The 13,695-nt window shown below is 41.1% G+C and carries 12 protein-coding genes; 4 read left to right on the plus strand and 8 right to left on the minus strand.

Features of this window, described 5'->3' with window-relative positions; translation table 11 throughout:
- The first annotated feature begins 1 nt into the window (after position 1).
- Complete coding sequence (apaG, locus tag P3L37_RS15150; protein ID WP_004908625.1) at positions 2-379, plus strand: Co2+/Mg2+ efflux protein ApaG; 378 nt, start codon at positions 2-4, stop codon at positions 377-379.
- A gap of 2 nt (positions 380-381) precedes the next feature.
- A complete protein-coding gene (gene apaH, locus P3L37_RS15155) occupies positions 382-1,209 on the plus strand; it encodes a bis(5'-nucleosyl)-tetraphosphatase (symmetrical) ApaH (protein WP_004908624.1) in 828 nt (275 codons plus the stop codon).
- Positions 1,210-1,281: 72 nt separating this feature from the next.
- Here apaH and folA read toward each other — a convergent pair whose 3' ends face one another.
- Complete coding sequence (gene folA / locus P3L37_RS15160) at positions 1,282-1,776, minus strand: type 3 dihydrofolate reductase (RefSeq protein WP_004908621.1); 495 nt, start codon at positions 1,774-1,776, stop codon at positions 1,282-1,284.
- Between the two features lie 235 nt (positions 1,777-2,011).
- On the opposite strand from folA, the gene P3L37_RS15165 reads away from it, so the two are divergent.
- Positions 2,012-2,626: a LysE family transporter gene (locus P3L37_RS15165; RefSeq protein WP_004908618.1), complete on the plus strand. Its 615-nt coding sequence runs from the start codon at positions 2,012-2,014 to the stop codon at positions 2,624-2,626.
- Positions 2,627-2,698: 72 nt separating this feature from the next.
- Here the strand turns inward: P3L37_RS15165 and ftsP are convergent, their stop codons facing one another.
- From ftsP to nudF, 7 genes are all read right to left on the minus strand, one after another.
- Positions 2,699-4,114, minus strand: coding sequence for a cell division protein FtsP (gene ftsP, locus P3L37_RS15170; protein ID WP_109911778.1), 1,416 nt, complete (start codon positions 4,112-4,114; stop codon positions 2,699-2,701).
- Between the two features lie 352 nt (positions 4,115-4,466).
- Entirely contained in the window at positions 4,467-5,201 is a 735-nt protein-coding gene (locus P3L37_RS15175; protein ID WP_004908611.1) for a 1-acylglycerol-3-phosphate O-acyltransferase, read from the minus strand.
- A gap of 108 nt (positions 5,202-5,309) precedes the next feature.
- Complete coding sequence (parC, locus tag P3L37_RS15180) at positions 5,310-7,565, minus strand: DNA topoisomerase IV subunit A (protein WP_004908608.1); 2,256 nt, start codon at positions 7,563-7,565, stop codon at positions 5,310-5,312.
- Positions 7,566-7,598: 33 nt separating this feature from the next.
- Positions 7,599-9,494 carry a DNA topoisomerase IV subunit B gene (parE, locus tag P3L37_RS15185; RefSeq protein ID WP_272667395.1) on the minus strand — a complete coding sequence of 632 codons (1,896 nt, stop codon included), beginning with the start codon at positions 9,492-9,494 and terminating at the stop codon, positions 7,599-7,601.
- A gap of 87 nt (positions 9,495-9,581) precedes the next feature.
- Complete coding sequence (gene yqiA / locus P3L37_RS15190; RefSeq protein ID WP_004908603.1) at positions 9,582-10,163, minus strand: esterase YqiA; 582 nt, start codon at positions 10,161-10,163, stop codon at positions 9,582-9,584.
- A gap of 7 nt (positions 10,164-10,170) precedes the next feature.
- Entirely contained in the window at positions 10,171-11,010 is an 840-nt protein-coding gene (gene cpdA, locus P3L37_RS15195) for a 3',5'-cyclic-AMP phosphodiesterase (protein WP_109911776.1), read from the minus strand.
- Between the two features lie 143 nt (positions 11,011-11,153).
- Positions 11,154-11,792 carry an ADP-ribose diphosphatase gene (gene nudF / locus P3L37_RS15200; RefSeq protein WP_004908597.1) on the minus strand — a complete coding sequence of 213 codons (639 nt, stop codon included), beginning with the start codon at positions 11,790-11,792 and terminating at the stop codon, positions 11,154-11,156.
- A 305-nt stretch (positions 11,793-12,097) separates the two neighbouring features.
- Here nudF and tolC point away from each other — a divergent pair, with 305 nt between their 5' ends.
- A complete protein-coding gene (gene tolC, locus P3L37_RS15205) occupies positions 12,098-13,486 on the plus strand; it encodes an outer membrane channel protein TolC (RefSeq protein ID WP_042851530.1) in 1,389 nt (462 codons plus the stop codon).
- Positions 13,487-13,695: the final 209 nt, after the last annotated feature.

A 13,695-nucleotide genomic window follows, 5' to 3' on the forward strand; every position in this document is an offset into this window, starting at 1 on the left:
TATGCTTAATGAGCCGAATGTTAGCATCCAAGTTCAGAGTGTCTATATAGAAAGCCAATCTCAACCCGATATTGCGAGATATGTGTTTGCTTACACAATCTGCATTCGTAATTTAGGGCGGGAACCTATCCAATTAATGAGCCGTTATTGGCTCATTACTAACAGTGATGGCCATAAAACCGAAGTTCAAGGTGAAGGAGTAGTGGGTGAACAACCCCTTATTCAGCCAGGAAAAGAATATCGTTATACCAGTGGCGCAATCCTTGAAACACCAATGGGTACGATGGAAGGTTATTATGTGATGATAAGTACGCAAGGGGACAGTTTCCACGTTGATATCCCTGCTTTTCGTCTTGCCATCCCAACACTGATTAATTAATTATGTCGACATATTTAGTAGGTGATATTCACGGTTGCTATCGTGAACTCCGTGACTTGATGGAAAGTGTTCATTTTGATCCAACCAAAGACACATTATGGTTAACAGGCGATCTCGTTGCTCGCGGAGCTGAATCACTGCAAGTTTTACGCTATGTAAAAAGCCTTGGCTCAGCCGTACGTCTAGTGCTTGGTAACCATGATCTCCATCTGTTGGGAATTTACTGTAAGATCAGTCGCAATAAACCCAAAGATCACCTCGATGAGTTATTACATGCCCCTGATCTTGACGAACTGATCAATTGGTTACGTCGCCAACCTTTATTACAAATTGATGAAGAAAAAAAGATCTTGATGACCCATGCCGGTATGACTCCGCAATGGGATATCAAAACAGCACGCATGTGTGCAAGAGAAGTTGAAGCAGTGCTTTCCAGTGATGCATATCCACTATTTATCGACTCCATGTATGGTGATATGCCAAATAACTGGTCTGAAAGCCTAATGGGGCTAGCACGCTTGCGTTTTAGTACCAATGCCTTAACACGTCTGCGCTACTGTTTTCCGAACGGGCAATTAGATATGATTTGCAAGGAAAACCCCAAAAAGGCACCTGCCCCACTAAAACCGTGGTTCGATCTACCAAGCCAAATTCCTGATGATTACTCGGTATTTTTTGGTCACTGGGCATCGCTCGAAGGAAAATGTACCCCCGATAACGTCTATGCTTTAGATACTGGGTGCTGCTGGGGAGGAGACTTGACGCTATTCCATTGGGAAACCAAGCAGTATCACCGCCAAAAGTCATATCAAAAACGCCGCAAAGAATAACTTTTTATATGATCAACTGTAAGTTATAGCAAAATGGCGCAATTAAGCGCCATTTTGTGATCAAACCAAAAATTAAGCTCTTTTGGTTAGGATCTCAAAACAATAACCATGGGTATTGTTTTCATCAGCTTCATGGTATTCCGTAAAAATAGAATCCCATTCATCAGGCTCATAAGTTGGAAAATGGGTATCACCAATAACTTCGGCATCAACATGAGTCAAATAGAGTTTATTCGCTAATGGTAAAAATTGTTGATAAACTTTACCACCGCCAATCACCATCACTTCATCAACATTTTCAATTGCTTGTGCCGCGGCTAACGCTTCTTCAATTGACGTTACCCAAATCACATCAGAATCAGTGCCAGGAACACTGCTTAATACAATATTTACACGTTGTGGTAATGGGCGCCCAATAGATTCATAGGTCACACGCCCCATGATAACCGGTTTATTTAACGTATTTCGTTTGAACCACGCTAGATCCCCCGGCAAATTCCAAGGCATCGCTTTTTCCATGCCGATAACCTGATCGATCGCCATTGCTGCGATTAAGCTAATATTCATCTATTCACCTTAGAAACAAGATATAAAAATTGAGCACACTATACGGAAAGAGAATTGTTTCGTCGACTAAATTTAAGCTTCCTTAAACAGGTTTGAATCACTTATACTCAAATTGATAAACTTACGACTAAAAATAACATGAAAAAACAAAATGAACCCTCTGATATCAGCCTAAATACGAGTATTTAGTCGGTCATTTTTATTTACCAACATTGAACGGGAAAAGAGATCAAAAATGTACGAAACGAGTATTATGGTTGCGACCATCGCGGCACTCGGTATGCTTTCTCCAGGGCCTGACTTCTTTTTAATTGTCAAAAACTCAGCTCGCTATCAACGCTCTGCGGCATTAATGTCTGCATGTGGTGTGATAGTCGCTATCGCGTTGCATATGTCCTACTGCGTTGCGGGCCTAGCTGTTTTAATTACCACCACACCTTGGCTGTTTAATATCTTAAAATACGCAGGTGCGGCCTATTTAATTTGGATCGGTGTCAAAAGCTTACTTCCGCAATCCGGCCATAGCGTTGATCTCACAACCAGCAAACACGAAATTGTTTCATTCAAGAAAGCCTTTATGCAAGGTTTCCTCTGCAATGTATTAAACCCAAAAGCCACGCTATTCTTTTTAGCAGTCTTCACTCAAGTATTAGATGTTAATTCTACCGTCGGTGAAAAACTATGGTTTGCCTTTATTATTTGGGGCTTAGCTGTCATTTATTGGCCAATATTAGTCTTTTTGATCCAAAGTGCCCCTGTCAGAAAAGGCCTAGCAAAAGTACAAACCTATGTTGATAAGGTTCTCGGAGTGGTATTAATCGCCTTTGGTGTTCGAGTGGCGCTAAGCTAGCCTTATTAGCTCCCATCAAAAAAGCAGGCTAAATGCCTGCTTTTTAAATATTCAATATTGTTGTAATACGAATTATTGCATTGTGTCTTGCGGTGCAACAACCAACTGCCCCACTGAACCTAAATCCGCTTTTTCCAAGTTTTGACTATAGAATAAAAAAGGAAAGTGGTTATAGGATGGCTGCATCATTTCCACTAATAATTCAACGCGACCATCAACCCATACCGTATCTTTCCAGCCATAGTCTTCTGGTGGAGTTGGTTTACCATTACGGTTTAAAACCTTAAAACGCACACCTTCAATATGAAACGCTTGCGGTTCATTCGTCGTCACAACCCAACGCTCCCAATTACCTTGGAGACTTGAGAAATCGACCCTATTTGTATCAATGGTCGCATTGTTAATACCAAAACCATCATTAAGGTGAATATTGCGTTGTGTAATACTGGATGTGACTTGCGTTTTATCTTCAACTAATTGTGTCGGTAAGCCGTCTGTTACTAATGACATTAACCCTGTCGCTTTGATAGTTAGCACATTAGTTGAAATTAAATTATTCGATGGCTCGAATAACCCCTTTAAGCGGTCCATAAAGGTCGCCGACTCACCTGCCGTGATAGTTAACTCTTGCGTTTTAGCCATATCAATCAAGACTTCGCGTCGTTCACCCGGCGCTAACGGTAGTTCTTGAACACTCACAGGGACAGTTAGTAAACCTTGGTCAGATGCAATCAACGAAAATGGGCGGCCATCACTGATTTTCATTACATAATTACGGGAGTTCGACGCATTTAATAACCGTAAGCGCACCCATCCTCGAGAAACTTCAATGTATGGATTTTGCACGCCGTTAACCAGTAATGTATCGCCTAAAAAACCATTTTCATCCGCTTTGTATTCTGGAACGCCAAAATTATCTAAGCGCTTATCTTGAATAATGACCGGAAAATCATCAACACCATAGTGTTTCGGTAAACGCAGGTTTTTCGTCACATCATCTTCAATGATCCACATCCCTAATAAACCATTGTAGACTTGTTCGCCCATTTTCCCTTGAGTATTCGCATGATACCAGAGCGTAGCTGCATTTTGGCGTATCGGGATCACCGGAGACCAGTCCGCATTAGGTGAAATTAACCGTGCGGCTCCACCTATTTGTGTTCCTGGTATTTGCAAGCCACTGATAGTCATCGAAACGGCTTCAGGTAAGCGATTACTATAAATAAGCTTAATATCATCGCCATTTTTTACTTTGACAGTCGGGCCAGGAGAAGAACCATTAACTCCCCAAATATCGGCTGAATATTTTCCATCAAAAGACCAATGAATTTTTTGTAATGTTAAAAATAATGGCTGTCCAGACCGTGATTCTAATAACGGTGGTACAGGTAAAGCTGTTGCCCCTTCTGCATTTGCATAAATAGGCGCATAGGACAAACATAGAGCCATCCCTGCCGCTATTAGGGTTTGGCATCGATTGAATGACATAAATTCTCCGCTAAACAAAATTCCAGCGCATTTTATTATTTGATATTATAAATATTCAGCCAATGATATGGCTAATTTTAGGTTGGCGCTAGCAATATAACTACTTAGATACAACAATTTAAGACCGCAATAATTTGTGAGCCATGATATCGCGAAAAAAGGCTAAATTCTAAAAATATCTATCCAATACATTAAAATTTAATTAATAAGATTATAAATAGTAAGGGTAAGTAATTAGAAAAGGAAAGTCAGGCAGTCGATAACAATAAAGACAGTTTATGCTATGTTCAATCTAAAATAATAGGCAATATTCACATATTGCCTATTATTAAAATAAATTCAATCGGTTAGGCTATTTACCCTGTTTTGCCATCTCTTCAACCTCAAGATCGAGTTCTTTAATTTTTGCTTCCATTAAAGCATGGCAATGTTCCGATAATTCCCTCACTTGCTCACGGGTATAAAGTGATGTATCAATAGGGTCTAACATTTCAATAATTACGCTACCGTTATTCCAACGGTTTAGCTTAATTTTACCTTGTGTGCTCGAAACGCAAACAGGCACAATAGGTACCCCTGCTGCAATAGCCGCATGAAATGCCCCTGTTTTAAATGGCAATAAACCACGACCGCGACTACGCGTTCCTTCAGGGAACATCCATACGGATATTTTACGTTTTTTGATCTGGTCTGCGACTTGCGTGATCGTATTATGCGCCTTAGAACGATTCGCACGGTCAATCAAAATATTACCGGTGATCCAATACAAAAAACCAAAAAATGGAATGTAAACCAAGCTTTTTTTACCGACTGTAACTGTTCTCGGTAATACCCCATTTGACATAGTCACCATGTCGTAATTGTTTTGGTGATTCCCTATATAAATACTTGGGCCATAACTTTTGGCTTTCTCAGGTACACGATTAATAACCTTAATCCCAAACACGACGGATAACCGCCCAAACATATGGCCAAATGTCATTACGTGTTTTGGGTTGCGTGGGCTAAACAAGCAGTAAATACCGCCGCCTATGCACACAAAAATAGTGTAGATAATGACAATGATCGCTCTAATCAGCGCTAACATACTAACCCCAAATTGTAAGGGGCTTCGCAGCCCCATGATGAATATTGTCTGCTTATAAACCTTTTGAACTTCATACTCAACAAGATTTATAAGGTTTGTTTTTGTTAATTATTCAGTATCTACTGGCTCAATATCAATACGCTCAATATTGTGCATTCCACGCGGTAATGACGTCCCTTTACGGCCACGTTCTGAACGGTATTTTTGCAAATCTTCTGCTTTAAATTTCAGTTTCCGCTTACCAAAATGCAAGGTCATTGATGCCCCCACAGGCAAGATCATCAACCAAGTCAATAAATCATCACCCGTTGCCGCTTGCGCGCCAGCAATATTGATAATTTTATTACCTTTACCTTTTGAAAGTTGAGGTAAATCCGCTACAGGGAATATCAACATACGCCCTGCCTTGGTAATTGCCAATAGCAAATCTTCCTGTTCATTATGCAGTTCAATTGGTGCTAATACTTTGGCGTTTTCAGGTAAGGAGATTAAGGCCTTACCTGTTTTATTTTTAGTGACTAAATCATTAAAGGTACAAATAAAACCGTAACCTGCATCAGAAGCCATTAAATATTTCTGTTCGTCAGGCGCCATTAATACATGCTCAATGGTCGCACCTGGAGGCAGAGTTAATTTACCCGTTAGAGGCTCACCTTGACTACGCGCTGAAGGTAATTCCAGTGGGTCCACAGAATAGCTGCGCCCTGTCGTATCAAGGAACACCGCCGCTTGGTTTGACTTGCCTCGTGCTGCTCCTTTAAAACCATCTCCTGCTTTATAATTTAGGTTAGTCGGTTCGATATCATGCCCTTTAGCACTACGCACCCATCCCATATCAGAAAGCACAACGGTAATCGGTTCTGACGGTAAAATTTCATGCTCGCTCATTGCTTTCGCTTCTTCCCGCTCATGCAACGGGGAGCGACGGTCATCACCGTAATCTTTGGCGTCAGATTGAATCTCTTTTTTAATCAACGTATTTAAACGTCTTTCAGACCCGAGAATCGCTTGTAAATCATCGCGTTCTTTAGCCAACTCATCTTGCTCGCCACGAATCTTCATTTCTTCAAGCTTGGCTAAATGGCGTAATTTTAGCTCTAAAATAGCTTCAGCTTGGGTATCACTGATATTAAAACGTGACATTAAAACCGCTTTCGGTTCATCTTCTGTACGAATAATTTCAATGACTTCATCAATATTCAGATAGGCAATTAATAAACCATCTAAAATATGTAAACGTCTTAATACTTTTTCTAACCGATGATTTAAGCGATTACGTACGGTTTGACGACGGTAAGCAATCCACTCATTTAAGATCTCAACAAGCCCTTTTACCGCTGGTCGGTTATCTAAACCAATCATATTTAGGTTAACACGGTAACTACGCTCTAAATCTGTTGTCGCAAATAAGTGTGTCATGACTTGTTCAAGATCAACACGATTACTGCGCGGAACAATCACTAAACGAGTTGGGTTTTCGTGGTTTGATTCATCACGTAAATCTTCAACCATCGGCAATTTTTTCGCACGCATTTGGCTGGCAATTTGTTCTAAGACTTTCGCCCCAGAAACTTGATGAGGTAGAGCCGTGATAACCGCATTACCATCTTCTTTTTCCCACACAGCACGCATGCGTACAGAACCGCGCCCATTTTGATAAATTTTACGGATATCATCACGGGAAGAAATAATTTCTGCTTCAGTTGGATAATCAGGCCCCGGTACAAATGCCATGATGTCATCAAGATTTAGTGTCGGTTTATCCAGTAAAGCAACTAACGCTTGAGCCACTTCTCGGGCGTTATGGGGTGGAATATCTGTCGCCATCCCAACCGCAATTCCCGTTGTACCGTTTAGCAGAATATTCGGTAAACGTGCCGGCAACATTTTTGGCTCGTTTAGCGTACCATCAAAGTTTGGTACCCAATCAACTGTGCCATGGCCAAGTTCGCTGAGTAAAATTTCAGCATATTTTGATAAACGTGATTCTGTATAACGCATTGCTGCGAATGATTTAGGGTCATCGGGTGCCCCCCAGTTCCCTTGACCATCCACCAGCGGGTAGCGGTAAGAAAATGGCTGCGCCATCAACACCATCGCTTCATAACAAGCGCTATCACCATGTGGGTGATATTTACCGAGAACATCGCCCACCGTTCTGGCGGACTTTTTGTATTTCGCAGTGTTGCTTAAGCCAAGTTCTGACATCGCATACACAATACGGCGCTGAACAGGTTTAAGCCCATCGCCAATAAATGGTAATGCCCTATCCATGATGACGTACATCGAATAGTTCAGATAGGCATTTTCAGTGAAGGCATGCAGCGGTAAACGCTCTACACCATCATGAGTAATTTCACTCATTCAATTCGTTCCTTTCTCATCGCAATTCGAATATTAGACATCAATTTCAGCCATATCGCCTTTTTCTTGCAGCCAATTACGGCGATCTTCAGAGCGTTTTTTAGCAAGAAGCATATCCATGACAGCAAGTGTTTCTTGGTAGTTTTCATCATCGATAATTAGCTGTACAAGACGACGAGTATTTGGATCTAATGTCGTTTCACGTAATTGCAGTGGGTTCATTTCACCCAACCCTTTAAAACGTTGAACATTGGGTTTACCGCGCTTGCGGCTAAGACGTTCAAGCACAGCATTTTTTTCGCTTTCATCAAGGGCGTAAAACGTTTCTTTACCTAAATCGATACGATATAACGGTGGCATTGCCATATAGACATGCCCTGCTTTTACTAATGTTGGGAAATGACGGACAAATAATGCACATAGCAGTGTAGCAATGTGCAAGCCATCGGAGTCCGCATCCGCAAGGATACAAATTTTCCCATAGCGCAATTGGCTAAGGTCTTCGCTATCGGGGTCTATCCCAATAGCAACAGAGATGTCATGTACCTCTTGGGAAGCTAAAACTTCATCAGAAGACACTTCCCATGTATTGAGGATTTTACCGCGCAACGGCATGATAGCTTGATATTCGCGGTCACGAGCTTGTTTTGCAGACCCTCCCGCGGAGTCCCCTTCTACAAGGAACAATTCCGTCATACTCAGGTCTTGGGAGCTACAATCGGCTAATTTACCCGGTAATGCAGGGCCACTGGTGAGTTTTTTACGCACCACTTTTTTCGCTGCACGCATTCGACGTTGCGCGCTAGAAATTGCCATTTCTGCGAGTTGTTCAGCCACTTGCACGTTCTGGTTAAGCCATAAACTGAAAGCATCTTTTACCACACCCGAAACAAACGCAGCACATTGACGCGAAGACAGACGTTCTTTCGTTTGCCCTGCAAATTGTGGGTCTTGCATTTTAACGGAAAGCACATAAGTGCAGCGCTCCCAAATGTCATCAGCGGAGAGCTTAACACCACGAGGCAATATATTACGGAATTCACAAAACTCACGCATTGCATCAAGCAACCCTTGGCGTAAACCATTAACATGGGTCCCACCTAGCGCTGTTGGGATAAGGTTGACATAACTTTCTGTTAGTAATTCCCCGCCTTCAGGCAACCAGAGCAACGCCCATTGTGCGGCTTCAGTTTCCCCGGAAAATTCGCCTGTAAACGGTTTTGGCGGTAACGCTTCAAGGCCGTCAATTGACTCCATTAGGTAATCGGTCAACCCGTCACTGTAGCACCAGCTTTGCTCTGTATTGTTGAGCTTATCCTTAAACGTGATTTTCACGCCAGGGCATAAAACGGCTTTAGCTTTTAAGTTATGAGTTAAACGAGTTACTGAAAACTTTGGACTATCAAAATAGCTGCCATCTGGCCAAAAATGCACGCTAGTACCTGTGTTACGTTTGCCACAAGTCCCTATTACATGCAAATCTTCAACCTTGTCGCCGTTCTCAAAAGCAATTTGATACACTTGGCTATCACGACGAACAGTAACTTCAATACGTTTTGATAACGCATTGACGACAGAAATCCCGACACCATGCAAACCACCTGAGAATTGGTAGTTTTTATTGGAGAATTTTCCCCCTACATGTAATTGCCCTAGAATCAGCTCAACAGCTGACACTTTCATTTCAGGGTGGATATCGACAGGCATACCGCGCCCATCGTCGATTACTTCAAGGGATTGATCGGCATGTAAAATAACTTCGATGTGGCTCGCGTGCCCCGCAAGCGCTTCATCGACGCTATTATCAATTACTTCTTGAGCCAGATGGTTCGGTCGACTGGTGTCGGTATACATCCCCGGACGACGGCGAACAGGCTCTAAACCACTGAGGACTTCAATGGCCTCTGCGTTATAACTAGATTGAGTCATGTTGTCATTCTGCGGTAATAGGTGATTAATTGAACTATTCAATCAGTGAGTTACTGTTGATAATAACAGTGTTCATACGTTTTGACACTATTTCTCTGCCAATTGAAGGAAATCAACAATTTGAGAAAAGTAAGCTTCAAAACCAATAAAGGCATGATTACCGTCAGGTTCCACAGTTTGTTTGCACTTTGAAAGATAGGCAACTGCCTCTCGATAATCAAGTACTTCATCACCCATTTGCTGTAATAGCCAGATAAGATGAGGAGATGCGAGTCTTTCAATGTATAAGGATTTTAGCTCATGGATATGCTTTTCTTCCAACACATATTGTTCATGAGTATATGGGTTTGTATTGTCGCCTAAGTAATCTTGCAGTAAATCAAAAGGACGCACTGCAGGGTTTACAACGACAGCTGGGAGCTGATAACGCTCTGAAAACCAAATCGAAAAATAACCGCCTAGTGAAGACCCAACTAGCCCCATTTTTTCATGCTGGTGCTGTTGGATAATATCATCCAACATCGCTTGAGCTTGCTGAGGGTAGTTCGGCAATTGCGGTACAAGCATATTAATATGTGGATAATTCTCGTCAATCCATTGCTTTAAGTTATTAGCTTTAGCGGATTGAGGTGAGCTATTAAAACCATGAATATAAAGTAGAGTAGACATAAGCGAATTAATAACCGTCAGAGTCAAGGTCAGGGCTAAACTCTCTTGTGTCTAAACGGTGAACGTGGGTTGTAATATGCCTTTGACTTTGCTCATTAATGCTTAATTCTAAATATCGCCAACCCGGCGCGACAGTATCAAGGGCAAAATTAGTACAGTGAGGTTTAAATTGTACGCAAGTAGAAGGCGTAGCTAATAACCGAATCCCGTGCCAGTTTTCATCCATTTCTTGGTGAATATGGCCACATAGCATCGCTTTAACATTTGGGTAGTTTTTTAAGTAGTCAGCTAAAATATGTGAATTTCTCAAACTGTGCTGATCAAGCCAAGTACAACCCGAAGCTAGAGGATGGTGATGCAGCATAATCAATGTGGTACGTTCAGGTTCAGCATCTAAGCTGGCTTTCATCCATTCCAATTGTTGTTCAGAAAGCTCACCATGAGGTACATCTTGAAGTTGGCTATCAAGCATCAGAATTTGCCATTCATCGCCAATTAAAATTTGTTTAGCACTTGAAATCCCAGCAACTCGCAGTGTTTCTACCATAGCAGGTGGGTAATCATGATTACCAGGAAGCCATACACAAGGGGCAGGAATACGCGCAATACCATCCGCAAAATGCTGATAAGCTTGTGGTGATTGGTCTTGAACCAGATCCCCTGTCGCAACAATTAAATCAATTGGAAGATTTTGCTCTGTGATAGCATCAAGTACCGCCTGATAGCTACGGTAAGTATTTACCCCTAAAAGCGTATTTTCTGTATTAGCAAAAAGATGCGTATCAGTAACCTGTAAAATTCTCACAATTTTAGAGTTCTTCGCAGTCACTTCAAGCTGGCTGTCCAAAAGTATTCCTTTCCTTAAATATTATTTAGTACCTAATCTATTCATTAAAACTATATAAAAGCTAAACACACTTATAACTATCTTAAAACTTTACTTTCTAACTTTCTGATAATCAGCACACACTTCACCAGATTAATCGTTATTTAAAACTGTTTCATCCACTTTTCATAAAGTTTTTGCTGGTTGAGCTGTAACCACTGAATAGCAATAACGGTTGCTGCATTATCAATTGTGCCATCTTCAACCCATTGATAAGCTTGTTCTCGGCTAACCACATGCACACAAATATCTTCATTTTCTGACGCTAGCCCATGCACCCCTTTCGCTTGGCTGCTATCGACTTCACCGATAAATACATGCATACGTTCAGTCGTACCACCCGGGCTAGAAAGATAACTTACTGCTTTTTCAGTACGACCAATAATAAGCCCAGCTTCCTCAACGGCTTCACGACGAATAACCTCTTCGGGCGATTCGTTTGGCTCAATCATTCCAGCAACTGCTTCAAGCAGCCAAGGTGTTTCGCTAGTTTCGATCGCAGGTAACCGAATTTGTTCAATTAAAACAACACTATTCGTTTTCGGGTCATAGGGTAAAACCACACCTGCGTGACCACGTTCAAAAACTTCACGGCGAATTTCTTTACTCCATCCGCCCGCGAAAAGGCGATGTCGAAATTGATATTCAACCATTTGAAAAAAACCGTTAAATAATTTACGCTTGGATATAATTTCAACATCATTCTTGCCATATTTAATTGGCTGCTTTATTTGTTTTGTCATTGCATTCTCCAAACCCAATTATTCCATCTTAAGGAAATAATTGTGGATTAAAACAGTTTTTAAGGTTTTTTAACCTCAGATGAGGTAATGTTTAATAAATTGAGACAAAATGGCACAAAAGGCTACCGTTAATAGAAGTGATACTCTGTTACAATAAGCGCCATTATTCAAATCTAAGAGCAACGTAGTGTCTGTTTTTAATAACTGTCTCTAAAACGGATAATTTAATATCTATCGCCTAGTTAGGCATGGTACGTTTTAGGCAACAGACTCAACTTAATTTGCTGTTTAATCAAGGAATCAAAATGAAGAAACTGCTTCCCCTTTTAATTTCGATGAGTTTTGTGGGTCTCAGTACCAATAGCTACGCAGAAGATTTACTACAGGTTTACCAAAAATCCAAAGAAAGTAACCCTGAGTTAAGAAAATCATTAGCAGAACGTAATCAAGCTTTTGAAAAAATTAATGAATCTCGTAGCCCATTATTGCCACAATTAGGTTTAGGTGCAGGAGCTAGCTACGGAAGCGGTTACCGTGATGCAAGAAACACTGAAAGCACAGGTTTAAATGCTTCACTGAAACTAACCCAAGTTGTGTTTGATATGTCTAAATGGCGTCAATTAACTATCCAAGAAAAAACAGCGGGTATTTCTGATGTCACTTACCAAACAAGTCAGCAGCAATTAATTTTAGATACTGCAATTGCGTATTTTAACGTATTAAAAGCGATTGACGCGTTATCTTATATTGAAGCGAATAAAGAAGCTGTTTATCGCCAATTAGACCAAGTGACACAACGCTTTAACGTTGGTCTTGTTGCTATTACTGACGTGCAAAACGCCCGTGCAAACTATGATAGCGTTATAGCACAAGAAGTTGCAGGCCGTAACGAGTTAGAAAATGCGATTGAAAAATTGCGTCAAGTCAGCGGCGTGTACTATAACCAACTTGCCTCTTTAAATATCGACCGTTTTAAAACCAATGAACTGGGCGATATCAACGCTATCTTAAAAGAAGCGGAAGAGCGTAACCTCAGCCTGTTAAGCGCACGTTTAGCACAAGACGTTTCTCGTGAAAACATCCGTTTAGCGGAAACAGGTCACATGCCAACGGTTAGCCTTGATGCCTCAACATCAGTCACAAATAGTTACCAACACGGCAGTGGTTATAATACTCCATATGGCGGTAGTGCGAGCAATAGCTACAACGGCCAAAATAGCATTGGCTTAAATTTAAGCATTCCACTGTATAGTGGTGGTGCAGTAAGTTCTCAGGTCGAACAAGCACAATATGGTTTCCAAGGTGCTAGTGAGCAACTAGAAAGCGTTTATCGCAATGTGGTTCAGTTAGTTCGCTCATCATTTAATAACGTAGCATCGTCAATCAGTAGTATTAATGCTTACAAACAAGTTGTTGTTTCCGCACAAAGCTCATTAGATGCGATGGAAGCAGGCTACCAAGTAGGAACACGTACCATTGTTGACGTATTGACAGCAACAACAGCGCTATACCAAGCGAAGCAGAATCTGTCTAATGCGCGTTATGACTACATGATTAACCAACTGAATATCGAATTTGCTCGCGGCACATTGAACGAAGACGATATTGCACGCCTGAATGCGAATTTAGGTAAAGAGATTTCAACCTCTGCAAGTAGTATTATCCGTAATACCAATGCGCCAAAAATGAACTAAAATATTTAGCTCATGTGAAAATGACATAATGACCCGCTTACATAGCGGGTTATTTTTTGAGGGTAATCCTGCAAACTACTTAGAATTGCTAATTTGTACTAATTAAACCGTTTATAACGCCTTTTCATTAGCCACGTGCACAAATTCAGTGAATTCTCACTCTTATTACTACGCATTAGAGCAAAAAACAACCTACATCTAATATATTG

Source organism: Providencia sp. PROV114, from assembly GCF_032704305.1.
GTDB classification, from domain to species: Bacteria; Pseudomonadota; Gammaproteobacteria; order Enterobacterales; family Enterobacteriaceae; genus Providencia; species Providencia rettgeri.